At 62.2% G+C, this 26,272-nt stretch carries 31 protein-coding genes; 11 read left to right on the top strand and 20 right to left on the bottom strand.

Annotated features, from left to right (window positions below):
* A complete protein-coding gene (locus tag LDO86_RS14080) occupies positions 1–960 on the bottom strand; it encodes a sugar ABC transporter permease (protein ID WP_026265743.1) in 960 nt (319 codons plus the stop codon).
* 215 nt (positions 961–1,175) lie between these two features.
* Here LDO86_RS14080 and LDO86_RS14075 point away from each other — a divergent pair, with 215 nt between their 5' ends.
* The 8 genes from LDO86_RS14075 (at position 1,176) to LDO86_RS14040 (ending at position 6,424) form a co-directional block, all read left to right on the top strand.
* The gene (locus LDO86_RS14075; RefSeq protein ID WP_018769148.1) at positions 1,176–2,114 is read left to right on the top strand and encodes a P1 family peptidase; all 939 of its coding nucleotides are present in this window, start codon (positions 1,176–1,178) and stop codon (positions 2,112–2,114) included.
* A gap of 171 nt (positions 2,115–2,285) precedes the next feature.
* Positions 2,286–2,507 carry a translation initiation factor IF-1 gene (infA, locus tag LDO86_RS14070; RefSeq protein ID WP_009358723.1) on the top strand — a complete coding sequence of 74 codons (222 nt, stop codon included), beginning with the start codon at positions 2,286–2,288 and terminating at the stop codon, positions 2,505–2,507.
* A gap of 71 nt (positions 2,508–2,578) precedes the next feature.
* Positions 2,579–2,692, top strand: coding sequence for a 50S ribosomal protein L36 (rpmJ, locus tag LDO86_RS14065; RefSeq protein ID WP_009358722.1), 114 nt, complete (start codon positions 2,579–2,581; stop codon positions 2,690–2,692).
* Positions 2,693–2,876: 184 nt separating this feature from the next.
* Positions 2,877–3,251, top strand: coding sequence for a 30S ribosomal protein S13 (rpsM, locus tag LDO86_RS14060; protein ID WP_003803743.1), 375 nt, complete (start codon positions 2,877–2,879; stop codon positions 3,249–3,251).
* Between the two features lie 54 nt (positions 3,252–3,305).
* On the top strand, positions 3,306–3,707 hold the full coding sequence (gene rpsK, locus LDO86_RS14055) for a 30S ribosomal protein S11 (protein ID WP_018769149.1): 402 nt from the start codon (positions 3,306–3,308) through the stop codon (positions 3,705–3,707).
* Positions 3,708–3,837: 130 nt separating this feature from the next.
* Positions 3,838–4,848 (top strand): DNA-directed RNA polymerase subunit alpha, encoded by a 1,011-nt coding sequence (locus tag LDO86_RS14050; RefSeq protein WP_013601812.1) that lies wholly within the window; start codon positions 3,838–3,840, stop codon positions 4,846–4,848.
* Between the two features lie 68 nt (positions 4,849–4,916).
* The gene (gene rplQ, locus LDO86_RS14045) at positions 4,917–5,498 is read left to right on the top strand and encodes a 50S ribosomal protein L17 (protein WP_026265744.1); all 582 of its coding nucleotides are present in this window, start codon (positions 4,917–4,919) and stop codon (positions 5,496–5,498) included.
* A 32-nt stretch (positions 5,499–5,530) separates the two neighbouring features.
* On the top strand, positions 5,531–6,424 hold the full coding sequence (locus tag LDO86_RS14040) for a tRNA pseudouridine synthase A (RefSeq protein WP_026265745.1): 894 nt from the start codon (positions 5,531–5,533) through the stop codon (positions 6,422–6,424).
* Here the strand turns inward: LDO86_RS14040 and LDO86_RS14035 are convergent, their stop codons facing one another.
* Positions 6,425–8,092 carry a sensor histidine kinase gene (locus tag LDO86_RS14035; protein ID WP_018769152.1) on the bottom strand — a complete coding sequence of 556 codons (1,668 nt, stop codon included), beginning with the start codon at positions 8,090–8,092 and terminating at the stop codon, positions 6,425–6,427.
* Positions 8,093–8,344: 252 nt separating this feature from the next.
* On the opposite strand from LDO86_RS14035, the gene LDO86_RS14030 reads away from it, so the two are divergent.
* Positions 8,345–9,130, top strand: a complete 786-nt coding sequence (locus LDO86_RS14030; RefSeq protein WP_026265746.1) for a response regulator transcription factor — start codon at positions 8,345–8,347, stop codon at positions 9,128–9,130.
* Positions 9,131–9,133: 3 nt separating this feature from the next.
* Here the strand turns inward: LDO86_RS14030 and LDO86_RS14025 are convergent, their stop codons facing one another.
* The 18 genes from LDO86_RS14025 to LDO86_RS13940 form a co-directional block, all read right to left on the bottom strand.
* The gene (locus LDO86_RS14025) at positions 9,134–9,613 is read right to left on the bottom strand and encodes an Hpt domain-containing protein (protein ID WP_018769154.1); all 480 of its coding nucleotides are present in this window, start codon (positions 9,611–9,613) and stop codon (positions 9,134–9,136) included.
* 93 nt (positions 9,614–9,706) lie between these two features.
* Positions 9,707–10,591, bottom strand: coding sequence for a type II secretion system F family protein (locus LDO86_RS14020; RefSeq protein WP_018769155.1), 885 nt, complete (start codon positions 10,589–10,591; stop codon positions 9,707–9,709).
* A gap of 7 nt (positions 10,592–10,598) precedes the next feature.
* Positions 10,599–11,531, bottom strand: a complete 933-nt coding sequence (locus tag LDO86_RS14015) for a type II secretion system F family protein (RefSeq protein ID WP_018769156.1) — start codon at positions 11,529–11,531, stop codon at positions 10,599–10,601.
* 10 nt (positions 11,532–11,541) lie between these two features.
* The gene (locus LDO86_RS14010; RefSeq protein ID WP_018769157.1) at positions 11,542–13,038 is read right to left on the bottom strand and encodes a CpaF family protein; all 1,497 of its coding nucleotides are present in this window, start codon (positions 13,036–13,038) and stop codon (positions 11,542–11,544) included.
* Positions 13,038–14,231, bottom strand: a complete 1,194-nt coding sequence (locus tag LDO86_RS14005; RefSeq protein WP_018769158.1) for an AAA family ATPase — start codon at positions 14,229–14,231, stop codon at positions 13,038–13,040. Before LDO86_RS14005 ends, LDO86_RS14010 begins: the two co-directional genes overlap by 1 nt.
* Positions 14,228–14,977, bottom strand: a complete 750-nt coding sequence (locus LDO86_RS14000; RefSeq protein ID WP_026265747.1) for an RcpC/CpaB family pilus assembly protein — start codon at positions 14,975–14,977, stop codon at positions 14,228–14,230. Before LDO86_RS14000 ends, LDO86_RS14005 begins: the two co-directional genes overlap by 4 nt.
* A gap of 39 nt (positions 14,978–15,016) precedes the next feature.
* Positions 15,017–15,976 carry a Tad domain-containing protein gene (locus tag LDO86_RS13995; protein ID WP_231377422.1) on the bottom strand — a complete coding sequence of 320 codons (960 nt, stop codon included), beginning with the start codon at positions 15,974–15,976 and terminating at the stop codon, positions 15,017–15,019.
* 59 nt (positions 15,977–16,035) lie between these two features.
* Positions 16,036–16,425 (bottom strand): TadE/TadG family type IV pilus assembly protein, encoded by a 390-nt coding sequence (locus tag LDO86_RS13990; RefSeq protein WP_026265748.1) that lies wholly within the window; start codon positions 16,423–16,425, stop codon positions 16,036–16,038.
* Positions 16,426–16,518: 93 nt separating this feature from the next.
* A complete protein-coding gene (locus LDO86_RS13985; RefSeq protein ID WP_018769162.1) occupies positions 16,519–16,752 on the bottom strand; it encodes a Flp family type IVb pilin in 234 nt (77 codons plus the stop codon).
* 266 nt (positions 16,753–17,018) lie between these two features.
* A complete protein-coding gene (locus tag LDO86_RS13980; RefSeq protein ID WP_018769163.1) occupies positions 17,019–17,900 on the bottom strand; it encodes a type II secretion system F family protein in 882 nt (293 codons plus the stop codon).
* 15 nt (positions 17,901–17,915) lie between these two features.
* Positions 17,916–18,692: a type II secretion system F family protein gene (locus tag LDO86_RS13975; protein WP_224084032.1), complete on the bottom strand. Its 777-nt coding sequence runs from the start codon at positions 18,690–18,692 to the stop codon at positions 17,916–17,918.
* A gap of 178 nt (positions 18,693–18,870) precedes the next feature.
* The gene (locus LDO86_RS13970; protein WP_018769165.1) at positions 18,871–20,346 is read right to left on the bottom strand and encodes a CpaF family protein; all 1,476 of its coding nucleotides are present in this window, start codon (positions 20,344–20,346) and stop codon (positions 18,871–18,873) included.
* Positions 20,343–21,545 (bottom strand): AAA family ATPase, encoded by a 1,203-nt coding sequence (locus LDO86_RS13965; RefSeq protein ID WP_018769166.1) that lies wholly within the window; start codon positions 21,543–21,545, stop codon positions 20,343–20,345. The genes LDO86_RS13970 and LDO86_RS13965 overlap by 4 nt, the downstream gene beginning before the upstream one ends.
* On the bottom strand, positions 21,542–22,324 hold the full coding sequence (locus LDO86_RS13960) for an RcpC/CpaB family pilus assembly protein (protein ID WP_026265749.1): 783 nt from the start codon (positions 22,322–22,324) through the stop codon (positions 21,542–21,544). Before LDO86_RS13960 ends, LDO86_RS13965 begins: the two co-directional genes overlap by 4 nt.
* A gap of 20 nt (positions 22,325–22,344) precedes the next feature.
* Positions 22,345–23,358, bottom strand: coding sequence for a pilus assembly protein TadG-related protein (locus tag LDO86_RS13955; RefSeq protein WP_043424895.1), 1,014 nt, complete (start codon positions 23,356–23,358; stop codon positions 22,345–22,347).
* Complete coding sequence (locus tag LDO86_RS13950) at positions 23,346–23,684, bottom strand: TadE family protein (RefSeq protein ID WP_331274137.1); 339 nt, start codon at positions 23,682–23,684, stop codon at positions 23,346–23,348. Before LDO86_RS13950 ends, LDO86_RS13955 begins: the two co-directional genes overlap by 13 nt.
* 147 nt (positions 23,685–23,831) lie before the next feature.
* Entirely contained in the window at positions 23,832–24,038 is a 207-nt protein-coding gene (locus LDO86_RS13945) for a Flp family type IVb pilin (protein WP_018769170.1), read from the bottom strand.
* A gap of 278 nt (positions 24,039–24,316) precedes the next feature.
* Positions 24,317–24,943 carry a prepilin peptidase gene (locus tag LDO86_RS13940; protein WP_043424896.1) on the bottom strand — a complete coding sequence of 209 codons (627 nt, stop codon included), beginning with the start codon at positions 24,941–24,943 and terminating at the stop codon, positions 24,317–24,319.
* A 334-nt stretch (positions 24,944–25,277) separates the two neighbouring features.
* Here LDO86_RS13940 and rplM point away from each other — a divergent pair, with 334 nt between their 5' ends.
* Together rplM and rpsI are read left to right on the top strand one after the other, a co-directional pair.
* On the top strand, positions 25,278–25,721 hold the full coding sequence (gene rplM / locus LDO86_RS13935) for a 50S ribosomal protein L13 (protein ID WP_015937805.1): 444 nt from the start codon (positions 25,278–25,280) through the stop codon (positions 25,719–25,721).
* A 38-nt stretch (positions 25,722–25,759) separates the two neighbouring features.
* Positions 25,760–26,263 carry a 30S ribosomal protein S9 gene (rpsI, locus tag LDO86_RS13930; protein ID WP_018769171.1) on the top strand — a complete coding sequence of 168 codons (504 nt, stop codon included), beginning with the start codon at positions 25,760–25,762 and terminating at the stop codon, positions 26,261–26,263.
* Positions 26,264–26,272: the final 9 nt, after the last annotated feature.

Here is a 26,272-nt window from a genome sequence, read left to right as displayed (position 1 = left end):
TCACGAGTAATGCACCTTTCGTTCCACGAACCGCAGCTGCAGCACGGTGATCACCAGGAGGATTGCGAACAGGACCACGGAAATGGCTGCCGAGTAGCCGGCCCTGTTGTACGCCCCGAAGGCCTGCAGGTAGGCCTCGTAGATCAAGGTGCTGGTGCCGGTGCCCAGCGGCGTCATGATCCGGATGAGGTCGAAGGCCTGCAGCGAGCTGAGCATGGTGGTGATCAGGAGGAAAAACGTGGTGGGGGACAGCAGCGGCAGCGAGATGCTGACAAAGCGGCGGAATCCGTTGGCGCCGTCCAGGGACGCGGCTTCCATGACATCCGCCGGGAGGGACTGGAGCCCCGCAAGGTACACCACGGCGCAGTAGCCCAGGTTTTTCCAGACGTAGACCAGGATCACCATGACCAGCGAGAGTTGGGGGTCGTTGATCCACTGCGGGCTCTGCTGCCCGATGCCGCGCAGCAGCCAGGCCAGGACGCCGTAGCCGGGGTCGAAGATGAACAGCCACACCAGGCCCACGCCGACGCCGGAGAGTACGTACGGGGCAAAGACGGCCGAACGGGCGAAGGTGGTGCCGCGGACCTTCGCGTTCAGTGCCAGCGCCACCAGCAGGCCCAGCACCATGGAGCCGCCCACCGTGACCACGGTGAACACAGCCGTGGTCCCCAGGACTTTCGGCGCATCATTGCTGGTGAAGAAGGTGACGTAGTTGCTGAGGCCAACCACGGTGGCCGTGGGGGAGCCAAGGGTCCAGTCGAGGGTGGAGTAATAGATATTGCTGAACAGCGGCCGGTAGGTGAAGACGGCGATCAGCACCAGGTTGGGCAGCGCCATGGCCAGGAAGACAAAGAAGTCCCTGCGGGTCCGTGCAGTCCACCGGCGCTTAGGGATTTTCGCGGACCGCCCCGGAGGCCTCTTGGGTTTGGCGGCGGGGTGGGGGGCGAGTTGACGGGTCATGCGTGTCTCTCCCGGGTTGGGAGCCTGCTCGTGGCCGGCCCTGGCTTGATCTAGGGACTACTACACCAGACCGTCAGGGGGCTGAAACCCGCATATGCCCTTGTCAGGGGACTGTTATCCAAGGCTTCGTCGCCCGTTAACGCTGTGTTGAATGCAGTCTCGCACAAAGTCCCGCGATGCGGCAGGGGCGCGCTCACAGAGGGGAGAATAGGGGAATGGGAACCATCACCGACGTGCCGGGCATCCGGGTAGGCCAGGTCCACAAGGACAGCGGGGGCTGGCTGACCGGCGTCACCGTGGTCCTGCCGCCGCCGGGCTGCGTGGGTTCGGTGGAGGTCCAGGGCGGCGGCCCTGCCACACATGAAACGGACGCCCTTGACCCCACCACCCTGGTCAGGTCGGTGGACGCCGTGGTGCTGACCGGCGGCAGCGCCTACGGGCTGGCGTCCGCGGCCGGTGCCCAGCGCTGGTGCGAGGAGAACGGGCGGGGGTTCGCCGTTCCCGGGGGCGTCGTGCCCATCGTCCCCGCTGCCGCGATCTTCGACCTTGGCAGGGGCGGCGACTTCAAGGCACGGCCGACGCCGGACATGGGCTACGCGGCAACGGCCGCCGCGGCAGCACAGAAGGAAGGGCACGTCGTCGAACGCGGCAACGTGGGTGCCGGAACCGGGGCACTTATTGGCAGGGGGCACTACAAAGGGGGAGTTGGCACGGCGTCGGTCACGCTGGAGAACGGGGTAGTGGTCGGCGCGCTGGCCATAGTCAACGCACTCGGGCTCCCGTTCGACCAGACCAAACCTGGCTTTCCAGCGCCAATCAAAGCAGCGACCACGACGAACACCACCCTTGCCGTGCTGGCCACGAACGCCGTCCTTGATGCGGCCGAGTGCAAGCGCACGGCGGCTGCCTCGCACGCGGGGATTGCCCGTGCCTTGAATCCCAGCCACACCCTCGCCGACGGGGACACCGTTTTTTGCCTGGCGACCGGTGCCGTGGCACTGGACCGCTCGGACGAAGCTGCCCGGCAGGTCAGCCTTATTACGCTGCAGAGTGCGGCAGCCGACGTCGTCCGCCTGGCCATCCTGGACGGCGTGGCCAGCGCTGCAGGCGTCAGCACTCCAGCAGGCGAATATGGTGCGTACCGCCCGGCGTAGGCTACTATGGCCGATTTAACTTTTACCGGCCAACGGGGTAGTGTTGTTTGTTGGTTGTCTGGACTGCCACGCCCTTTTGGGCCTGGAGGCGGCAATCGATCCAACAAAAACGTTCGTGGTCATGCCCGGTGCATTCCGGCGGGACTGCGGCAACAACAGTTAGCGGAGGGTATGGCCAAGAAGGACGGGGTCATTGAGATCGAAGGCGTTGTGACCGAGGCGCTGCCTAACGCGATGTTTCGCGTTGAGCTCACCAACAAGCACATCGTTCTGGCACACATCTCTGGAAAGATGCGTCAGCACTACATCCGAATCCTCCCCGAGGACCGCGTAGTGGTGGAGCTGAGCCCGTACGACCTCACCCGTGGTCGTATCGTCTACCGCTACAAGTAAATTGCTGGGCGGCTTCAGCACAAGCTGACCGCTGCTCCAGTTGACCACACTGCTACACGCAAAGGAACGCCATGAAGGTCAAGCCGAGCGTCAAGCAGATCTGCGAAAAGTGCAAAGTGATCCGCCGTAATGGCCGGGTCATGGTGATCTGCGAGAACCCGCGCCACAAGCAGCGCCAGGGCTAATTTCCTTCCCTGAAGGAAATCCTGGGTTGCTAACCCACGCAAGTAAATAAAGGCAGCACAAGCTGATCTGGAACATTGAGCTCGAAAGAGTCCGGACAGCTAACCCCCGGTCGGAGGCTGGGGCCGCATGGAACATGCGGGTGTACTGCCTACGACCTCCGGTTTATCAAGGAGTACTGCCACTATGGCTCGTCTCGCTGGCGTAGACATTCCCCGCGAAAAGCGGCTGGAAATTGCGCTTACTTACATCTACGGCGTGGGCAAGACCCGTGCACACGAAACCCTGGCTGCCACGGGCATCAGCGCTGACGTTCGCGTCAAGGACCTGACTGACGCCCAGCTGGTTGAGCTGCGTGACTACATTGAAGGCAACTACAAGGTTGAGGGTGACCTTCGCCGCGAAGTAGCAGCAGATATCCGCCGCAAGGTTGAAATCGGCAGCTACGAAGGCCTGCGCCACCGCAAGGGCCTGCCCGTACGCGGTCAGCGTACGAAGACCAACGCACGTACCCGCAAGGGCCCGAAGCGTACCGTCGCCGGCAAGAAGAAGGCCCGTTAAAATCCCCGCTCGGGATTTACGGACTTTCCCCAATAACTTTCTGTAGGAGAAAAAATGCCCCCGAAGACTCGTGGCGCGGTTCGCAAGCCGCGTAAGAAGGACAAGAAGAATATCGCGCTTGGCCAGGCGCACATCAAGAGCACCTTTAACAACACCATCGTTTCCATCACGGATCCGAACGGCGCTGTTATTTCCTGGGCTTCCTCCGGTGAGGTTGGCTTCAAGGGCTCGCGCAAGTCCACCCCGTTCGCTGCACAGATGGCTGCTGAAGCCGCTGCCAAGCGTGCGCAGGAGCACGGCATGCGCAAGGTAGACGTTTTCGTCAAGGGACCGGGTTCCGGTCGCGAGACGGCAATCCGTTCGCTGCAGGCCGCAGGCCTCGAGGTTGGCTCCATCCAGGACGTCACCCCCGCAGCCCACAACGGCTGCCGCCCGCCGAAGCGCCGCCGCGTCTAATTCTTTTCCGCAGCAGGAGCTTGCCCGGACCAGCGATGGTCCGGGCAAGCCCAGCGCGTTAAGTCTTCAGACCGAATTTCCACCACCTGTGTTGCGTCATATAGCGGATGCTCGCCGAAAGGAAACCTAAGTGCTCATTGCACAGCGCCCCACCCTCTCCGAAGAGGTAGTCTCCGAAAACCGTTCGCGTTTCATCATCGAACCGCTGGAACCGGGCTTCGGCTACACCCTCGGAAACTCCCTCCGCCGTACCCTGCTCTCCTCCATCCCCGGTGCTGCCGTAACCAGCATCCGGATCGATGGTGTGCTGCACGAGTTCACCACGGTTCCGGGTGTCAAGGAAGATGTCACCGAGATCATCCTTAACATCAAGAGCCTGTCGGTTTCCTCCGAGCACGACGAGCCCGTCGTGGCTTACCTGCGCAAGCAGGGCCCCGGAGTCGTCACCGCCGCGGACATCGCTCCGCCGGCCGGCGTCGAATTCCACAACCCGGATCTGCACATCGCCACGCTGAACTCGAAGGGCAAGTTCGAACTCGAACTGACCATCGAGCGCGGCCGCGGCTACGTTTCGGCAGCTCAGAACAAGTCCGGCGATGCAGAGATCGGCCGTATCCCGGTCGACTCCATCTACTCGCCGGTGCTGAAGGTTACTTTCCGCGTGGAAGCAACCCGTGTTGAGCAGCGCACCGACTTCGACAAGCTGATTGTCGACGTCGAGACCAAGCAGGCCATCGCCCCGCGCGATGCCGTCGCTTCCGCAGGCACCACCCTGGTGGAACTGTTCGGTCTGGCCCGTGAGCTGAACACCGCAGCTGAAGGTATCGAGATCGGCCCGTCGCCCACCGACGCTGCCCTGGCAGCCGACATGGCACTGCCGATCGAGGATCTGGACCTCACCGTCCGTTCCTACAACTGCCTCAAGCGTGAGGGCATCCACACCGTGGGTGAACTCGTTGCCCGCTCCGAGGCTGACCTGATGGACATCCGCAACTTCGGTGCAAAGTCCATTGACGAGGTCAAGGCAAAGCTGGTTGAACTGGGCCTGTCCCTCAAGGACTCGCCTCCCGGTTTTGACCTCGCAGCACGCGCCGCAGCAATCGAAGAGGACGACGCCGCCTTCGGCGACGACGAACTCTAAACCAGACCTTGGCCGGAGGGCAGCACCACGGTGTGCCGCCCACGGCTTCCACATGAGGAGAAACAATTATGCCTACCCCCACTAAGGGTCCGCGCCTCGGAGGCGGCCCGGCTCACGAGCGCCTCATGCTCGCGAACCTGGCAGCATCCCTGTTCGAGCACAAGCGGATCACCACCACGGTGACCAAGGCCAAGCGCCTGAAGCCGTACGCAGAGCGCCTGGTGACCTTCGCCAAGCGTGGCGACCTCGCTTCCCGCCGCCGCGTTCTCGGCCTGATCAGCAACAAGGGCATCGTCCACGAGCTGTTCACCGACATCGCCCAGGCTGTGGAGAACCGCGATGGCGGCTACACCCGCATCACCAAGATCGGCAACCGTAAGGGCGACAACGCTCCCATGGCTGTCATCGAACTGGTCCTCGAGCCGGTCTCCGCCAAGCAGGCCGTCGTAGCCGAGGCTACCTCCGCGGCCAAGCGCGATGCCGACAAGAAGGAAGCTGCTGCTGCACCCGTTGCAGAAGAAGCTCCCGAGGCTGAGGCCGTGGAGACCGAAGCTGCTGAGGCTCCGGCTGAAGAGGCTGCAACCGAAGAGGCTCCCGCCGCTGAGGAAGCTCCCGAGGCTCCCGCCGCCGAAGAGAAGGACGCGAAGTAATTCGCTGATTCTCTTCGCATAGACTTAGGTCTGTGAACCACCAAAAACCCGCGGCCCCCGTTCCAGGGGGCGGCGGGTTTTTGCGTATCCGGCTTGACCTTTCGTACGACGGCGGCCCGTTCAGCGGGTGGGCACTGCAACCGGGACGGCGCACTATCCAGGGCGTCTTGGAAGAGGCGATCGCCCTGTTGGTACGCCGTCCGGTGCGTGTCACCGTGGCGGGACGGACCGACGCCGGCGTGCACGCCCGCGGCCAGGTGGTCCACCTGGACCTCACCGAAGACGAGTGGCAGAACCTGCCGCGCGGGCACGAACTGGATCCCGCCGTCGCCATGCTGCGCAGGCTCCGCGGGGCATTGAACCGGGCCCTGGGCGATCTTCACGGGGCCGTGGAAGTGCATGACATCTCGTTGGCACCTGTGGGCTTTGACGCCCGCTTCTCGGCTCTCTGGCGCCGCTACAGCTACCGGATCGCAGACGGGCCCGCCCTGTGGGATCCGTTGGAGCGGTATTTCACGTTGTGGCACAAGAATCCGCTGGACGTGGGACTGCTGAACGAGGGCGCCTCGCAGCTGCTGGGCCTGCAGAACTTCCTGTCTTTCTGCAAGCCGCGCGAAGGCGCCACCACCATCCGGGAACTCCAGCGGTTTGAGTTCAGGCGCGGCGAGGACGGCGTCATTGTGGCCACCGTCCAGGCTGATGCGTTCTGCCACAACATGGTGCGCGCCCTCATCGGCTCCGCGCTGTACGTGGGTGAAGGCGTTGTGGAGCCGGGCTGGCTGCACGAACGGCTGCTGCTGCAGAAGCGGGACGCCAAGTCGGTCCTGGCCGCCCCGCATCCGTTGGTGCTTGAGGAAGTGGCCTACCCCTCAGACAGCGAACTCCTGGCCCGCGCCGAACAGACCCGGGCGCTCCGCGAACCCTGACTAGAACGCCGGGGGTGGACCCTCGGCCGGCAGCGTCACCGTAAACGTGCTGCCCTGGCCCTCGCCGCTCTCGCAGTCGATCGTCCCGCCGTGCCGCTCCACAATCATTCGGGTGATTGACAGACCGAGACCTGCGCCCGGGATGGCGGCCTTCCGGGCGGTCTCGGCGCGGAAGAACCGGTTGAAAGCCCTCGCCGCGTCCTCGCTGGACATGCCCATCCCGGTGTCCGTGACGCTCAGCCGGACCCACTGCCGGTCCGCGTCCGCGCTGATGCTGACCTTGCCGCCGTCGGGCGAGTACTTGATGGCGTTGGACACGAGGTTGTCCAGCACCTGTCCGATCCTGAGCGGATCCGCGTAGGCCCACAGCGGCGAGGGGACGTCGGCGGCGATCTCCACGTGGGAGCGTTGCGCCAGGGCTTGGGCGGAACCCAGGCTGGTCTCCACCAGGCTGGCCAGGTCGGTCCGCTTGGGGTGGACGTTCAAGGTGGTGGAGGCGGAGGCCGTCAGGTCGGCCACCAGGTCCAGCAGCCGTTCCGCGTTGCGCTGCACCACGAGCAGGCGCTGGGACACCTGCCGGGGCAGGCTGTCGGCGTCGTCCAGGACCAGGTCCACGTTGCCCAGAATCGAGTTCAGTGGGTTCTTGAACTCGTGCGAGACGTTGGACACCAGCTCCTGGTTCGCGGCCAGGGACTCCACCCAGCCGGTGACGTCCGTGTAGACCACCACTGCCCCGGTCAGCCGGCCGTCCTCGCCGACCAGCGGGCGGGCGGCGGTGGATATGGCGCGCTGCTCCGGGCCTTCGCCGGCCCACACCAGGTAGTCGGCGAAAGACTCACCCGCCATGGCCCTGTTGATGGGCCGCCGGTCCCGGGGGAGCAGCGTGCGCCGGTCCTGTCCAAAGATGAGCTGGTGCCCCTGGCCGGGGAGGGCGTCGTCAGCGCCCGTGACACGGCGGAAGTTGCGCTGGCGGCTGTTGGACACCAGGAAGTGGCCGGAGCGGTCGACGGCGGCAATTCCGACGTCGGTGGCCTCCAATACAGTTTCGAGCAGCTTCTCCCGTTCCCGGCTTGCGGCCAGCAGTTCGCGGAGTTCACGGTCCTTGTCCGCCAGTTCACGCTGCTGCTGCCGGAGGCTTACGCTCGCGAAGCGGATGGCCAGGGATACAGCGAGCATCATCACGGGAAAGAGCAGGACGGTGGTGAGGTCCGAGGCCGTGACGGTGGGGAAATGGCCCACGGCAGATGGAACCATGATCAGGAAGGGCCCCGCAAAACTGAGCACCAGGCTGCTGCGCGCCAGCATGCCGGAGGCGGAAAGCCAGATGACCGGGAAGACCACCAGTACCGCGAGGCCCGGCAGGAGCGGAGCGGCGCCGTTGCGCAGGAACCCGATCAGCGCGAAGTCCAGCACGGGGATCAGCAGGTATGGGCGGTGCGCCAGGCGTTCCCAGGGAACCAGGAAGCAGCCCAGGAACAAAACCGCGTTCAGGGCAAGGCCGGCCACGTACAAGGGGGAGTGCATGAGCGAGGGCCAGGCGAAGGGGGTGGCCACGGCAATGACAAGCACAAGGAAGGTAAGGGGGAGCTGGCACAGCGCCACTTGGGCGCGGGTTCCCAGCCGCCGGAAGATGCGTCCGGGTCCACGCTGGAACAACGGCTCGGCCATGTTTCTGACTCGTACCCCTTTAGGTCCGGAAAGCAGGCGCCGCCAAGTGTAGCAATTCCCCCCAGTTACCTTGGCCAGCACCCTTTCCCTTGGATAATGCACATGTCTTGTCATAGTAATTGACTTTTCAATTTTCAGTGTCGATTCGTATGTGAACAGCCGGGCTTACTAGTAGCGTATAAATTGTTGGAGCGGGAATGGCATTGGCGCTGGGCCAATGGGGGGCCATCTCCGCCTGGCGCAGGGGTAGCAATGGACGATCTTGGTGTAGCGGTGGTTATCGAGGACGACGACGACGTACGCAACCTCCTCGAAGGTGTCTTGACCCAGGCGGGCTTCGAAGTTCATACGGCGGCTGACGGACGGGCCGGGGTTGAGGTGGTCCGCACTAAGCAGGCCAACGTTGTGACGCTGGATATCGGCCTGCCGGATATCGACGGGTTCGAGGTTTTGCGGCGAATCCGGAATTTCAGCAACGCGTACGTGGTCATGCTGACTGGCCGGACCGACGAACCGGACCTGCTGTCAGCACTGAATGCGGGCGCGGATGACTATATCGCCAAGCCGTTCAGGCCCAGGGAACTCCGGGCAAGGGTGGCAGCCATGATGCGCAGGCCGCGCCACGAGGTGAACGAGCAGCATGAATCCGCGTCACACGGGGGCCAGGCACCGGTTCCTGCCGCCGCGCAGCTCGAGCCCGGCGTCCTGCGGCACAACGGACTCCTGTTGAACCACCGGACACGCACCGTGGAGGTCAAGGGCGAGCCGCTGGGCCTGACCCGCAGCGAGTTCGACCTGCTCCACGTGTTGCTGAAGGGCGGTGGTGCCGTGTGCACCAGGGCGGACCTGGTGCGGGCGGTGCGGGGCGATTTCTATGACCGGGACACCTACATCAGCGAGGCGGACGAGCGGGCGGTGGAGGTCCACGTGGGAAACCTGCGGCGCAAGCTCAAAGAGGACCAGTTGTCCCCGCGCTGGCTGCAGACAGTCCGTGGGGTGGGTTACCGGCTGGCGCCGAGGCGGCCGGACGATGCTTAACTGCTAGCCGTTCTCCATGATGTAGGTTGACTGCAGTTCGGACACGGTGCGTGCCCCGTCCTGGGCCACGCCTGCCATCATCGCCTGGCCCTGGACAAAGTCACCCCGCCGGATCAGGCCCTCCAGGAGTTCGGCGAGCTTTGCCAGCCGTACCCCGCCCACCATGGCGGAACTGATTTTGAGGCTGATGACCGCGTCCAGGGCAGAGTCCCCGTCCCGGCTCAGCACCGCTGTTCCCAGCCGGGCCAGCCGCACGTCCCACATGGCCGCGTAGTCCCTGGCGAAGCGCTGCGCCAGTCCGGACCCGGCCAGCTCATCTTCGAGTTCCGCCAGCACTGCGGCGTCAACCAACGGCAAGAGGGCGGCCGCTTCCAGTGAGGGGTCCACGCCGGCGGGAGCGGGAGCGGGAGGAAAACCGACCCCGGACAGCGGGAAGTCCGCAGCGGGGCTCTTTCCGCTGGAACCGGGATCGGGACTGTTCATTGTTCAAGGCTACTTCCTGGAAATGCTTCGGGGTCCTGTTTTTCATCATTCTGTGTAAACCTTGAGACAACCTTGCCGCCGCGCTGAGCATCTTTACTGGCCGCTGAAGGTCACCACTGCATTGATCACGGCCGGCCCCAGAATGGCAATGAAAAGGACCGGGAAAATAAAGAACAACAGCGGGAAGAGGATCATGACGGGCAGCTTCATGGCCTTTTCCTCGGCCCGCTGGCGCCGTTTGACCCGCATGACCTTCGCCTGGACGCGCAGGACCCGGCTGATGGCGATTCCGTACGTGTCCGCCTGCACCACGGCCTGCACAAAGCTGCGCAGTTCCGGGATGTTGGTCCGTTCCGCCAGGGCGATGTAGGACTCACGGCGGCTGCGTCCCACCTGCATGTCCTGCAGGGTGCGGACAAGTTCTTCGGCAAGGGGGCCCTTGCCGTTCTCGCCTGCACGGGCCATGGCGCCTTCAAAGCCCAGCCCAGCCTCAACCGAAATGAGCATCTGGTCCAGCGTGTTGGCCAGTTCCAGCTGCATCGCCTTCTGCCGCTCCAGGCCCTTGCTGTACAGGAGGAGATCCGGGATGAAGTAGCCCAGGAAGAGGACGAAGAGCCCGGCGAGCTTCATCAGCGGGCTGCTTCCCACGCCTGCCAGCCAGCCGCCCATTGCCACCCCGGCCAGGCCGATGGCGAGTTTGGATCCCAGCACTTTTCCCAGCGGCATGGAGGCGGGCCGGCCGGCGAGGGACAGGAGGCGGTCGAGGAATGCCACATAGGCCGGGGGAGTGAGGCGCCGGCCTATGGCCTCGAGCAGCCCCGGCGCTCCGGCGGCTGCCGTTGCAACAGGCGGGGCGCCGCGGGAGAGCAGGTCAGAGACGGCCAGGCGCCCCTGCTTGTCCACGGTCAGGACGGACCAGGCCAGGGCCGCCAGGGGGATGCAGACCAGGAGAACGGAGAGGAGGACGATCAGGTTCATGGGGTCCTCAAAACTTCAGGTCGATGATCTTGCGCATCCAGAGTGCGCCGATGGTCATGAGGACAAAGGAGGCGCCGATCATCACCCAGCCCAGGGGATGGGTGAACATCGAGTTCATGTAGCTGGGGCTTACGGCCAGCAGCATGGCCACGATGCCGAACGGCATGGCGATCAGGATGTACGCGGAAAACTTTCCCTCCGCGGCCAGTGCCTTGATGTGGCCCTTGATCTCGGCGCGCTCGCGAATGGTCTCGTTCACCTGGTCCAGCACCTCCGCCAGGTTGCCGCCCACTTCCCGGTTGATCTGGATGGCCTGCGAGATCCACACGAAGTCCTCGTTTTTCATCCTGTCCGCGGTGTCGTTCAGCGCGGCCAGCAGGTCCCTGCCCAGGCTGGTTTCGGTGATCACCCGCCGCATCTCCTCCGATGTCGGCTTTTGGGACTCCGTGGCGGCGGCGTCGATGGCGCGCAGGATGCTGTGGCCGGCCCGGAGGCCGCCGGAGAGCAGCTGCAGTGTGTCGCCCAGCTGACTGTCGAACGCGCCGCGGCGCTTGCCGGCAAGGAATCCGAGGACGAGCTTGCCCGCGAAGGGTGCCAGCAGGGCCAGCAGCACCCCCACGAGGGGGCTCACCGTCACGGTGCCGACCAGCATCCCGACGCACGCGCCGATGCCCACCAGCAGGAAGAATTCGGCCTGGCTGAGGCGCAGGCCGGCGTTCTCCAGCTCCGCGCGGGAGAAGAGCTTGACGTTCCGGCCGGCGAGCAGCCGTTCAAAGGACCTGACCCCGGACAGGGCAAGGCGCGACAGCGAGGACGGCGGCTCCGGTTCAAACGGACGACGGCGGTCCAGCGGCACCGCCGGGGCGCTCGGCAGGAGCACGGCCACACCGAGCAGGCAGATGGCTGCCAGGAGGAGGACGCTTCCAATGGCGATGATCATGGCCGCGTCCCTACTTGGCGCCCGGTGACAGCGGCCCGGCGAATACTGCCGGGGACACGTGGATGCCCAGGTCCTCGAACCGGTCGATGAACCGCGGCCGGATGCCCGTGGCCACCGGCCTGCCCAGGAACCGGCCGTGCGCGTCGACGCCGGCGGAGTAGTCGAAGACGAAGGCATCCTGGAGCGTGACAATGTCGCCCTCCATGCCCTGCACCTCGGTGACGTGGGTGATCCGGCGGGAACCGTCGCGGAGCCTGGAAATCTGGACGATCAGATTCACCGCGGAGGCGATCTGTTCGCGGATGGCCCGCAGCGGGAGGTCCATGCCAGCCATCAGCACCAGGGTTTCAAGGCGGGCCACGGCGTCGCGGGGGGAGTTGGAGTGAACCGTGGACAGGGAGCCGTCGTGGCCCGTATTCATGGCCTGGAGCATGTCCAGTGATTCGCCGCCACGGACCTCACCCACCACGATCCGGTCCGGGCGCATACGGAGGGAGTTGCGGAGCAGCTCGCGGATGGTGACTTCGCCCTTGCCTTCGGTGTTGGGCGGCCGGCTTTCCAGCCGGACCACGTGGTCCTGCTGGATCTGAAGTTCCACGGCGTCCTCGATGGTGACGATGCGTTCGTCGTGCGGAAGGAATGAGGACAGGACGTTGAGGAGCGTGGTCTTGCCCGTGCCCGTGCCGCCGGAGACGATGATGTTCAGTTTGGCCTTCACACAGGCGTTCAGCAGTTCGGCCATCTCCGGGGTCAGGGTCCCGAAGTCGATCAGGTTGCGGACCGTCAGCGGGGTCTTGCTGAATTTTCGGATGGTCAGGGAGGAGCCGCCCACGGCCAGCGGCGGGATGACCGCATTTACGCGGGAGCCGTCTTCCAGGCGGGCGTCCACCAGGGGCGAGGATTCATCGATTCGGCGGCCCACCTTGGACACGATCCGTTCGATGACCTTGCGCAGGTGTTCCTCTGAGCTGAAGCGGGACTCGCTGAGGGTCAGCTTGCCCTTGCGTTCCACGTAGATCTGGTCCATGCGGTTGACCATGATTTCGGTGACGGCGGGGTCGTCCAGCAGGCGCTGGAGGGGGCCGTAGCCCAGCACATCGTCGGCAACGTCCTGGACCAGGCGGGTGCGCTCCTCCGGCGTCAGCGGCACCTGCTCGGCGTCGATGATGCGGGTGAGTTCCTTCTTGGCGGTGCTCCGCAGTTCCTGTTCCGTGACCGCGGCGTCGTTGAACCGCGTGCCCATGCGTTCGAAGAGGGCGGTGGCCGCCCTGTCCTTCATGGCTGCGAAGACGTCCACCCGGGGTGCCGTGGGCACCTGCTGCGCGCCGTCGTCGTACGTTGGATGGACGACGGCGGCGTGCGCCGGAAGGTGCCGTTCCGCACCGTCTGCGGCGCTTGGGGAAGGCGCCGGCTGCGGGGGCTCAAGCAGGGCCGTGGCCGACCCCGATCCCGCGGCAGAAGCCTGGTTGCGGCCCTGGACCGCGTTGATGCGTTCGGAGAGTTTCATCAGATGACCACCCTTCGGTGAAGCTTCCTTTGGGTCTGCGTGCGCCAGGCCGGGTTGAAGCGCTCCACGAGCTGGCGGAGGCTTTTAACCGCGGGGTCCTTCTTTGATTCCTGGAGGACGGGGATGCCGCGGTTGGTGGACAGCGCCACGGCACGGGATCGTGGGACGCTGACGTCCACGGGGGCGCCGATGGTGGATTCGACGTCCTGGACGTTCAGGCCGGCTTTGGCGTCGGCCATGTTCAGGACCACGTGGCGGGATTCGGGCATGATGTCCAGCTGGCGGAGGACTTCCAGTCCGGAGCGCAGGCCGCGGAGGCTGGGGATGTCCATGGCGCTGACCCAGACCACGTCGGTGCACTGCTCCATGGCGGCGAGGCCGATTTCCGGCATGCCGGGGGCGGTGTCGATGACCACGTACTGGAACTCCTGGGCCAGTTGCTCCAGCAGCCGGCTGACCTGGTCCGGGGTGATGTGGTCCGCGTCCACCGGGTTGGGCGGTGCGCACAGGGCGTAGATGCCGGCCGGATGCACGGTAAGGAAGGCCTTGAGGACCAGGGAGTCCTGGGCGGCGGCGGGGGTGACGGCGTCCGTGACCGTGTGTTCGGGGTTGAGGTAGAGGCCGGAGGCGACGTCCCCGAACTGGAGGTCCAGGTCCACGATGACCACGCTCATGGGCGCCACCTGGCCCAGGCCGATGGCGATATTGGTGGCCAGGGTGGTTTTGCCCACGCCGCCCTTCGGGGAGAAGACGCCGATGACCAGGCCCTTGCCGTTCTCTGATTGCTGCGGTTCGGCCCCGCGGTGCCTGGTGGCAAAGGACTGGCAGGCGCGTTCCAGCAGTACCCGTATTTCGGCTGCATCCGCCTGGGGGCTGAGGATGTCCCGGATGCCGGCGCGCATGGCGTGCAGGAGGAAGGACGGGTCCACGTCGCTGACCAGGACCAGGCTGAGGCCCGGAAACTGGACGTCGAAGACCTTGGCGAAACGCAACGCCTCTTCATAGGGAACGTCGGGGCCGATGATGAGGACCTCCGGCTGTTCCTGGTTGAGGAGGGCAAACAGTTCCGCCGGGCCGGCGGGGAGGATGTCGCTCGAGATTGTCTGCACACTGCCGCGCAGGCCATGGGCGACGGCGGAACGCAGCTTCTGGTCGAAGTCGCCGCTGGGGGAGAGGAGGACGAAGCGGCTCATTTGTACACGTTGTCCTTCCTGGCGATGAAGCCGCCGTTGTCCTGCGCGTCAAGGGGCTCCTTGGTGAGCCAGAGGTCACCGTTGTTCGAGGAGTAGATGATCTTGGTGGCGTCGATGTCATTCACGGCGACGGTGACCATGAACGATCCCTGCGGGAGCGTAGTGTCCTGGGGATTCGTGCCATCCGTGGGCTTGGCACTTGGTTGCGGGGCCCTCTGGACCGCTGTGACAAGAACCTTGCGGAGGGTGAGCTGGGTGGTTCCTTCGCCTGGTTTGGTCTTGTCAGCGCCCGCGCCAAAGCTGAAACCGATACCCACGTGGTCCCCGGCCTCGATGCGGCCGCCCACTACACGCTTGGCTTCGAGTTCGAAGGTGATTTCCTGCAACCCGGCCGGCACTTTTACTGCACCGCTGGACTTGACGTCTTTCGGATCAACCAGTCGTTCGGCCAGGAGTTGCTCGCCGGGGACCAGGTCCACGGCGGCGACTTTGCCGGCTGAATCGTCGAGGTTTTTCAGGGCGGTCTTCGAAACAGCAGTGGCGGGTACCTGTTGCATGGTCACGGACGCTTTTACGGTGTCGAGGGAAGCGCCGGCCGGCACGGCCTTGGTCACAACCATCACCCCGGTGGGGTCCATGTCCTTCATGGCGCGCTGGTCGGCACCTTGGGCGTAGGTGACGATAAGAACCGCTCCGATGATGGCCAGCACCACTGCTGATACACCGGCCAACATACGTGACTTCACTGACTGCTCCTGTTGCTTTCACAGATAGGGTGTTGCGTTTTAGCTTGCTATTGCCACAATGGTGGCGCCGTCCGGGTTGACTGGGCCCAGCGTGTAGCCGTTGGCCAGGGAAACGTATTTGACGAAGGTGCCGATAATGCCGCGGCATGGTTCCCGGCACTGCACCGCGGCCGGTACGTCCGGCGTCCTGTTGCGGAACGTGTAGGGAAGGCCTGTGGGGCCGAATTTCCAACCGGATACCTTGAAAGCGGCAAAGGTGGTGAGCCCGAAGACGGCATTATTTCCTGTCCCGGTGACGGCGTTGAAGACGGGAATCAGAACAATAACGTCTTTGCCGGCGGTCATATCGGCCGCCCATGAATTCAAGAGGGTGTCGCAGTAGGGCGGGGGGTTGTTTCCAGTGTCTCCGCCGGCGGTGCTCTTCGAGATGTCGATGGTGGCGCCGCATGCCGAAGGATCCTGTTTGAGACCCCCGAAGCCACCCTCCACCGCTGCGCCGGAGGGACCGTAATTGCAGCTTGGGTTGGCGCCGGTACCGTGCAACTGAAGCAGCTGCAGCACGCCAGTCTGTCCTCGCACCTGGCAGACGGAAACGGTGATGGGAAAAGCAGCCAAGCCCTTGGTGGGGCTGCCCCACTGCACGGATGCCGGCGCGTTGACCTCAGCCGTGTTGATCCCTAGGACGCGGGCGAAGAAGAGGGACACCTGATTGGGCGTGTGCCCTGCCTCCTGGGATGCAACTGAGACCGACACCTTGCGGTTTGTCGTGTCGATCGTAACGGACTTGAGGTTGCTGAGGCCGTCGTTGGCGTTACTGTTCGCCAGGGTTTTAGCCAGAGACGAAGTGTTGGAACAGTCCGAATCGTTGGGATTCTTGGCACATTTCTGCGCGATAGCCAGCGCGGCGGAGTCGGCTCCGTTGTGCAGCTGGGTTCGCTCGGAGTACATCATTGCCACGTCGACCGCCATGGCACCGAATCCGAGCAGGACCACCAGCATCAGCGCAACAATGACGCTCACGGCGCCGCGTTCGATGTCCTTGTTTTCAGGGGGTAGTTTCAGCCTCCGCACAGCATGGCTCCTTGCCCTGTCATGGTGAAGGGTCCTGCTATTCCAGTCATGGTTGAGAGGGTGTAGGTGATGGTGACCTTCATTCGGGTGCCCGACGCGCAAGTTGCGGTGCCCGAATCGAGATTCTTGAAGGTGATGTTGGAATCCGCGAGCGATGGCTTGAGAGCGATAGCCGTATTCTTGGCTGCGGTGCGCGATGCCACAGGATCATTGGAAATGGCCATCACGCGGACACTTTCGCGGGCGGCCGCCGATAGCGAGGCCTGTGCGTTGTAGGCCCGGCTGAATTCCATGATGCCCAACAGCAGCATGACCAGGACCGGCACCACGATCGCGAACTCGACCGCGGCTGCGCCGCGTTCGGATGATCGGGACATGATGGTGCCTTTCGACCGGTCATTGTTGTTGAGCGAAAGCAGAGTGGCGGTGGGGAGCGTCGCACCCGCCACTCTGCCAACGGAACTTCTTATTTAGCCAGCGGCAGCGGCGCAGGTGGCGGCCGCACCGTCAACACCAGGGGTGAAAGTGCCCTTGGTCATCGTGCACTGAACCTGGGTGAAGAGATCTGTCAACGTTCCCCCGAGAAGTGTGACGGCGGCGATGATGACGACGGCGATGAGCGCGACCATGATGCCGTACTCAACGGCAGTTGCACCCTTTTCGCTGCGAAGGCGGGTCGTGAGGGTGGTGTAGAGAGAAAGCATTTTGACTCCTGAGCGAGACGGATCGGCTGGCCCTGCACCAGCACTGAAACGAAGTTAGCAACGCTTGATGCGACATTGACCGGATCTTGCAGCATCCTGCGCAAAGCCTTTACCGGGTGCCCTTTCAATGCGCAGCCGCTGGGTTTTTCCTGCGCTAATGCTGTCTTTCCATGAGCGCTGGGCACGCAAAAGGACCCCCTCGGTTCTGGGTGCCGAGGGGGTCCGGTCTTTGTGACGCAGGGGCGCGAGGCTTCTGCGTGCTGGGTTTATTTGTTCGCAAATACTTCCATGATGCTGAGGACTGTTGGCCCCAGTACTACAACGAACAATGTGGGAAGGATGAAGAAGATCAGAGGGAAAAGCATCTTGACTGGCATCTTCATCGCATGCTCCTCCGCTCGCTGGCGGCGCTTCACCCTCATATCCTTCGCCTGGGCATTAAGCACATTGGCTATGGCAATTCCGTAGGTGTCTGCCTGCACTACGGCTCGGACAAACGATCGGAGATCGGGAACGTCTACCCGTTCTGCCATGGCGGCGTACGCTTCCTTACGCGACCGGCCCACTTGGATGTCCTGCAGTGTCCTGATGAGCTCGTCAGCAAGTGGTCCGCTACCGTTCTGTCCTGCCCGCGCCATCGCCGTTTCGAAGCCGAGGCCGGCCTGCACAGAGATGAGCATTTGATCCAAGGTGTCCGGGAGGTCCAGTTTGATGCGTTCGCGGCGTTTTTGCGCGTAGTTGCGAATCAAAATGTCAGGAAGGAAATAGGCCACGGCCGTCATCACGACCATGAGGAATACTTTTATCCCGGAAGGGTCCGCTGCCACCAGGAAGATGCCGAACATCGCGCCTGAGAGGGCAAGGAGCGGCTTCACCATGATGATGCGGCCAAGAGGCCAGTCTTTCGGACGCCCGGCACCCGCAAGTTGCTTGTCCAGCCATGCCGTGTAGCCCTTGGGTGTGACCCGCCTGCTGAATTCTTCAAGTTGTCCGTTGGCGGTGAAAGCTGAACCGTTAGGACGGGCGATACGCCCCAAGTTTGACTGGATGTTCCGCAGCCCGGCACGGTCGCCGGTGAAGGCCAGCCAAGTCATGACCGAGAGAGGTGCAATTACCGCCAGTATGGCGGCGTAAGCAATGGTCTGCATGAGTTGCTCCCTTTCTCAGAACTTCGGTTTGATGAGTCTGCTGAGCCAAAAACCGCCCAAAGTCAGCAGAATGATGGCCACGGCGATCATGAGGTAACCAGGAACCGTAGTTAGAAAGACCCTGGAATAGAGCGGGTTGAAAAGCGTGAGGCCAATGAACATGACAACCGGGAGTGCCATGAGAACGATGGCGGACATTCTCCCTTCGGCGCTCAAGGCCCGAACCTGGCCCCTGATCTGGTTTCGGTCGCGGATAGTTTCGCCCACGTTGTCCAACACATGGGCGAGGTCTCCGCCAACTTCGCGGTGAATTTCGATAGCCCTTGTAATGGCCCGGAAGTCGTCATTGTTCGTCCTGGTCCCCACATCAGCAAGGGATTCACCTAAGTCCCTTCCGATCCTGGTTTCAGTGACCACCCGATTTAGTTCTTCCTTCATCGGTGCCTCATTTTCCTCGGCGGCAGCGTCGATCGAGCGAAGAAGGCTGTGCCCGGCTCGCAGTCCACCGGCCAGCATGTTCAGAGTGTCGGGTACCTGCTCGTCGAAGTTCTTCCTCCGACGAGCCACGAGCAGATTTAGGAACAGGACCAGGCCTATTGGAGTCAGAACCAGCAGCAGAATCGAAAAGAGCAAACCACCGAGCAAGAAACCAAAAACGACAGCCACGAAAGTGATAGAACCAGCAGCCAGGAGATAATCGCCCGGCTGTTTTCGCAGGCCCGCATTCTCAAACTTCTCAGTACTGACTACTGAGAACCGACGCAGGTGAATGCGCCTGTTCAGCGATTCCACGGCCTGGTTTGTCAGGCGTGTGAGGTTCGACGAGTGGATCGTTGTGTCGCCTGGCCGTCGGCGTGACAACGGCAGCTGTGTTCTGGACCTAAAGGCGACTGCAATCAAGAGGGCCAAAGCCAGATAGGAGAGTAGAAGTCCGCCGACAAGGAGGAGGGGAGACTGATCGGAATCCACTTCACCGCCCCCTGACGGCTTGGCCGCCGAAGACAGCAGGCGAAATCGGGATGCCAAGCTCGGCGAAGCGATCGGTAAAACGTGGGCGGACGCCGGTCGGAATTGGTTTTCCTAGGAATCGGCCGCTTGCGTCAACTCCAGCTGAATAGTCGAATACGAAGGCATCCTGAAGCGTGACCACATCTCCCTCCATCCCTTGCACTTCTGTGATGTGGGTAACGCGTCGGCTGCCATCGCGCAGCCGCGAGATGTGGACGATGAGGTTCACTGCGGATGCCACTTGTTCCCTGATGGCACGCAAAGGAAGGTCCATGCCCGCCATTAACACGAGGGTCTCCAATCGTGCGATGGCATCCCTGGGAGAATTGGCGTGCACGGTGGAGATGGAACCGTCGTGGCCGGTGTTCATGGCTTGAAGCATGTCGAGACATTCACCTCCGCGAACCTCGCCAACCACTATGCGATCGGGGCGCATACGAAGGGAATTCCGGACCAAATCGCGGATTGAGACTTCGCCTTTGCCCTCAATGTTTTGTGGCCGGCTCTCGAGACGAACCACGTGGTCCTGCTGCAGTTGGAGTTCCACGGCATCTTCGATGGTGACGATTCTGTCCGCAGCGGGGATGAATGATGAAAGGACGTTCAACAACGTTGTCTTACCGGTTCCCGTTCCACCCGAAACAATGATGTTGAGTCGGGCGAGAACGCAGGCCCTAAGCAGTTCGGCCATTTCCGGCGAAAGGCTGCCCATGGCGATCAGATTATGAACAGTCAACGGATCACGGCCGAATTTACGTATGGTCAGAGCCGGCCCGTTTACCGCCAAAGGTGGAATGATGGCATTGACCCGGGATCCGTCGGCAAGTCTCGCATCAACCAAGGGCGATGATTCATCGATACGACGACCGACATTGGATACAATGCGCTCGATAACCCGACGCAGCGCATCATCAGATGTGAACTTCGTGTCCGTGAGGTGAAGCTGTCCCTGGCGTTCAACGTATATCTGGTCAAAGCGGTTGACCATGACTTCCGTTACTGCAGGGTCGTCAAGAAAACGTTGAATGGGTCCATGTCCGAGGACATCGTCAACGATGTCCCGGATTAGCCGCTGGCGTTCGAGGGCGGTAAGCGGAATCTGTTCCGCCTCGACGACGGCTTTGAGCTCATCCTTGACCGACTGATGGAGCTCGGCCTCGTCAATGGACGAATCGGTAATCCGTGCGCCGAGTCTTTCAAACAAAGCCTGGCTCGCGCGCTCTTTGAGCGAGTTCAAAGCATCGCTGGCCACCGATGCGATTTGTGGAACCTCGGAGGAGCCCGGCTGCGCTTCGGCCGCCGTCTTGGCTTCGAGAATCCGACCAAGGGTGGCTGGCTGGGCGGGCACAGCAAACACATCTGCAGAAGCGCGGGGTTCCACTTCCTGCTCGAACGCTGAATCGCCGCGAAGCTTCTGGAACCGGTCCGAAAGACTCATTGCACTACCGCCCTTCTGTGAAGTTGCTTGTGGGGTCTGCTTTCCCAATCTGGCCTGAAGCGGTCAACCAACTGCCGCAGCCCTTTAAGTGCCGGGTCCCGGCCTCCGTCCTGCAGGACAGGAACACCCTTATTCGTCGAGAAGGGAAGGGTCTTGGAACGAGGCAGCACCACGTCAACAGGCGCCCCGATGGTGGCTTCAACATCCTTCAAGCTCAACCCCGCCCGGCGGTCCGCCATGTTCACCACAATGTGGCGCATCTCCGGGACGAGGTTTAGCTCATCAAGGATTTGGAAACCTGTACGCATTCCCCGGATGCTCGGTACGTCCATGCCGCAAATCCAAACGGCATCCGTGGCCTGTTCGAGTGTGGCCAACACATGTTCACCCAAACCCGGCGCCGTATCCACCACGACGTATTGGAACTCTTTCTTGAGCTGCTCCAGTAGATGGGAGACATTGGCGGCACTGATCCGGTCCATCTCCACAGGGGAGTTGGGAGCACAGAGGGCGTAAATGCCGGCAGGGTGCACAGTCAGGTATGTCTTGAGGACCATCGAGTCCTGACTTGCCGCCCCCATAACCGCATCCGTAATGGTGAAGTCGGGTTTGAGCAATAGACCGCTGGCCACGTCGCCAAACTGAAGGTCGAGATCCACGATGACGACGCTCATGGGAGAGCCCTTGCCCAGACCAACAGCCAGGTTCGTAGCCACCGTTGTCTTGCCGACGCCGCCTTTCGGAGACATCACTGCAATGACACGTCCATCTGCATGGTCAGCGTGTTCGGATGTTTGCGGAGCCAGCCCCCGTCGCCGGCCTGCCGCGGCCAGGCTGGCCCGCTCGAGCATGACGCGGATCGTGTCCGGATCCGAGCCTGGGTCCAACAGATCCCTCACACCTGCGCGCATTGCTTGCAGAACGGTCTCGGGAGTTGTCGTAACAGCAAGGATGACGCTGATCTCCGGGTACTGCAGATCCATGACCGCGGCCAACTTGAGCGACTCTTCGACCGGTAAACCGGGCCCCAGCATGAGGACTTCCGGCGGCTCTCCGACCATCTGGCGGAGAATATCGCCAGGACTCTCGGGCAGGTAGTCGGCTTGGAATACGTGCAGATCGCCGTGGATCCCCGCGGTGGCGGAACGAACGAGCTTTTCGAACTCTGAGTCGGGCGTGATCAGGATGAAGCGGCTCATCGGAACAACCTTGAGGAGTCTACGAAGCTCGATCCCGACTCGGTGGCATCCGACGGCTCCTTGGACAGGTATACCTTCCCGAACTCGGTTGCGAAGACGATGCGCTCGGCGTCTGCTGAGTCCCGTGCAATCGTAATCAGGTACGTGTCATCGGACTGTTCCTTGGTGCTTGAAGTCGACGCAACCTGACTGGCCCCCGAATTGGAGGCGGTTGCCTCCGTTTGGGCGGCCGAACCATTGCTGAACTGGGCTGCAGTAACCAGAACCTTGTGGAAGCTGAGCTGGGTCTTGCTGGAACTGGTTTGCCCATCAGTGCCCCCGGCACTATTCAGCGAAAGAAAGACGCCCACTGTGTCACCAGCATTGATCTTGCCTCCGGCCACCCTTTCGATGGGAAGCTTGAGAGTGATTTCTTGAAGGCCTGAAGGCACCTGGATCCGTGCCGGACCAAGATAGGCATCCTGGTCCACCATCCGACTGGCCAAGAGTTGTTCGCCTGGGACCAGAGCTACGGACGTTACCTTCGAATCGAGAGTCCCGAGATCAGTCACCGTGTTGTCGGCAACGGCCGCCTTGGGAACCTCCTTTTTGGTCACCGACGACATGACTTTATCTGCAGGTGATCCAGCCGGGATCGGCTGCTGCACTACGTAGATAGTTTCAGTTTCAGTGCCGGCCATTGCCCGCTTATCAGCGGCCTGGACATAGGACACAAGGAGGACAGTTCCGATAATCGCCACAAGTAGTGCGGCAATGCCTCCCAGTAGGCGTGTTTTCATTTCTTCCCCTTACAACGTGGCTACTTGATGAGCCGGATTTCGACGGTTCCAAGATTGGAGCCGGTGCCGGGGGTTCCCCCAGTTGAATTGATGGTTTCGAACTTGACGAACTGCCCAATGACGCAGCGGTCGTTGCCGCCAGGGCAGGCGAGCGAGGGTGTCATTCCGGGATCGCTGGCTTTGTTGCGGAACTCATAAACACCGTTGTTGCCGAATTTCCAGCCCCAGATTTTGAACGTGGCGTAGCCTATGATGTGGAAGTTGCCGTTCTGGCCCTGATTGGTGGCGTCATCAAAGACCGGGAAGACGGCACGCACCTCACCGCCAGACAGAATTGTGTTCTTCCATTGAGTAAGAATGGTCTGGCACTCCGTCGGCGGATTGTTCCCCGGGTCCGAACCAATTTCATTGCTGCCCGTCTGCGTAACGGCCTGGCAGGGCGCATCTTGGTCCAGCCATCCCCAGCCACCGGGAATCTGGGTCCCCGAGGGTCCCGTGCATGTCCCGCCTGGCTTGTAGGAGATCTTCTGAACCTGGCCGGTAGGGCTGGCGGCTGTTAGGTTGAAGCAGCTGTTCGAGAGCGCCAAGGGAAACCCGGAACCGGATCCGGGCGGAAAAAAGGAAGCCGTCGCGTGGGCTCCTACCCTGACGGGCGGAGCGTTGAGTGCGCTCGCAAACATCTTCGTCAGAAACGCATTCGAGCCGTTGCGGGTAGCCGTGGCTACGGTCACCTTATTGGGAACCGATAGGTCGACGGAGGTTACGTCGGTTGACCCATCATTCGAGTTAGGTCCCGCAAGGGCCTGTGCCCAAGCCGTAGCCTGTGAAACGCTGCAGGTGCCGGCTTTATGGCACTGTTGCGCTGCTGAAAGGGCGCCGGCGTCGGCCGCATTTTGGAGTTGTGCCCGTTCGGAGTAGATCTGGCCCACGTCGACGGCCATTGCGCCTGCCCCAATAAGGACGAGCATCATGACTGCAACTAATACTCCAGCGGCACCGCGTTCTTTTTCCTTCGGGTGCGTCAACCACCGCATCGCATTGCTCCTACTCCACCAACGGTGATAGTGCTGCCGAAAAGCCCCGTCATGGTGTTGCCCGTGTACGAAATGCTGACCGTCATGTTCGTATTTGCGGCGCAGGTCCCCGGGTTGAAGGTGTATGAAAACGCCGTCGGGTTTAGTCCAGGTGCCCCGGCTACCGCGGCGGTTCTTGCTGCAGCCTGATTGTTTGAGATGGCCATTTCCCGGGCGGCTTCCCTGGCAGCCTGGGTCACTGAAATCTGGAGGTTGTATGTGTGTGAAAACTCGACGATGCCGGCGACAAGGGCCAGAAGTACTGGTGCGACCAAGGCGAATTCCACTGCGACTGCGCCGCGCGAGCGCTCGGTCCTGACAAGTCCGCGCTTCCTCAAAGTTCCCCCTCAAGATGTTGTGTACCTACAAAGTGGTGTGGGCCGCTTCCGCCAGCGGCGTGAGCGGCCCACACTGATGGATCCCGGAAGATCGAACTAGACCGTCCAGGCCGTCACGGTCGAGCCGAGGGTGGAGAACCAGCCGCTAAGGGCGTTGCCGAACAACGTGACGCCGGCAATGATGAGGAACGCGATAAATGCGATCAGAAGCGAGTATTCCGTCGCTGTTGCGCCCTTTTCGGAAGCGAAACGATCCTTGATGCCGGCGATGTAAGCAGTCATTGAGACCAGGAGTGAAGTCATTGCATTTTCCTTAATTCGGTGAAATTGAAGTGATTTGTATTTCAACGAATTTCCAGCTGCCCCCATAAATCCTTAGCGGCTGGACTTCGCTAAGAAAAGATTGTCACTTGATCCCATGGGCAACAATGCGTAGTGGTACTCGACTTTTTTCGGGAACCGCAAAAGCGCGTACTCGGAAGATGGAGTCAGTACTCGGAAACCAATGTGAGTACCTCGTCGACCACTCGGACGTGGTCGGAACTTGACGCGAGGAGCTGACGACGGTCTTTGGGGGGGGCTTAGCTCACAAGAAGCGTTACGGCGGCCAGGGCACCCAGCATGGAGGGGCCGTGAGCCACTTCTGGGGCTTGTTCCCGGCCCTTTTTGGTAACCACTGCGACCGTAACAAGGCCATTGAGTATGAAGCCCAGTAAGCCGCCGTACAGGAGTTGGGTCCAACCTAGGTACCCCAGGTAAAGACCCACGGGCGCGGCGAGCTTAACGTCGCCCATGCCGATTCCGCGGGGAGAAATAAGCCCCAGAATCAGGTAGCCGACAAACAAAATGACTGCTCCAAGGACAGCCCGAAGCAGATCGTCCGATTGCTTAGCGAATATACCGGGCCACAGAAACAGCAGAATGCCGCCGGCAAGCAGTATGAGTACGAGCGGGTTTGGCAACAAATGAAGCGCCACGTCGATCCGTGCGAGCTGCGTGCCTAATAGTGCAAGAAAAAGGAACGCTGGAAGGCTAAAGGAAATTCCAAAATGCAAGGTAAAGGCTACGCTTGCGATGCCGGTAAGTCCCGCCGTCGTAATCCGAACCCGCAACGTAGGAAGGCCACCCAGTCGCGGGAGCAGTCGCGAAATCAAGAGCTCGGCCACGGGGGAGAGGAAGAGCCCCAGGAGGCCGATGGCAACGACCATGAGCCCAGCGGTCGGACCGTTGCCCCCTGCTGATACCACTGCGGCCCCCTAAGTAGCTTGGGCCGGCGCGCGATGTACCAGCCGCCGGCTACCCCATTTTGACCCTGAACCCCCTGACGCGCTAATCTTGGTAGTCGTTGTGCGTGTCCTATTCCGATGGTGCGTGCCCGCTTGAGAATCCGGTTGCAGGATAACTACTCAACGTGCACATTCGGAACTTCAGGATGACTGGTTACATGGAGCCCTCACCTCTGTTCCGGTAGCGCGCAGACAGTAGGTGCGCGAGCTAGCGACACCTAAACAAGAACGCCAGAACAAGAACGAGGCAAACACCGTGCGTACGTACACCCCGAAGCCCGGCGATATCAACCGCCAGTGGCACGTCATTGACGCCACCGACGTTGTCCTTGGTCGTCTTGCAAGCCAGACCGCAATCCTGCTGCGCGGCAAGCACAAGGCCACTTTCGCATCCCACATGGACATGGGCGACTTTGTCATTATCATCAACGCCGAGAAGGTAGCCCTGACCGGCGCCAAGCTGGAGCAGAAGCGCGCATACCGCCACTCCGGCTACCCGGGCGGCCTGACCTCCGTCAACTACGCGGAACTGCTGGAATCCAACCCGGTCCGCGCCGTTGAGAAGGCCATCAAGGGCATGCTCCCCAAGAACTCCCTTGCTGCCCAGCAGCTCGGCAAGCTGAAGGTGTACCGCGGTGCCGAGCACCCGCACGCCGCCCAGCAGCCCAAGACTTTCGAAATCACCCAGGTCGCCCAGTAGTCCTGGCCACCAAACAACTTATCTATACAAGGAGAATCGTGGCTCAGAACGAAGAGACCACCGAGGTCGTCGAGGCCGAGGAAAACCTGACCAGCTACACCTCTGAGAGTTCAGCTGCTGAAGCTGCTCCCAAGAAGGAGCGCCCGGCCCTGACCGTTGCCGGCGCAGCTGTTGGCCGCCGCAAGGAAGCCGTTGCACGCGTCCGCGTTGTGCCCGGCTCCGGCAAGTGGACCATCAACGGCCGCGAGCTGGCAAACTACTTCCCGAACAAGCTGCACCAGCAGGACGTCAACGAGCCCTTCAAGATCCTCGATCTCGAAGGTGCCTACGATGTCATCGCCCGTATCCACGGCGGCGGCATCTCCGGCCAGGCCGGCGCACTGCGCCTCGGCATCGCCCGTTCGCTGAACGAGATCGACGTCGAGAACAACCGCGCCACCCTGAAGAAGGCCGGTTACCTGTCCCGCGACGCCCGTGTCATCGAGCGTAAGAAGGCCGGTCTCAAGAAGGCCCGTAAGGCCCAGCAGTACTCCAAGCGCTAAACCCGCTTG

Source organism: Arthrobacter sp. StoSoilB19, assembly GCF_019977275.1.
Classification (GTDB): Bacteria; Actinomycetota; Actinomycetes; order Actinomycetales; family Micrococcaceae; genus Arthrobacter.
This window is presented reverse-complemented; position numbering and strand designations above follow the sequence as displayed.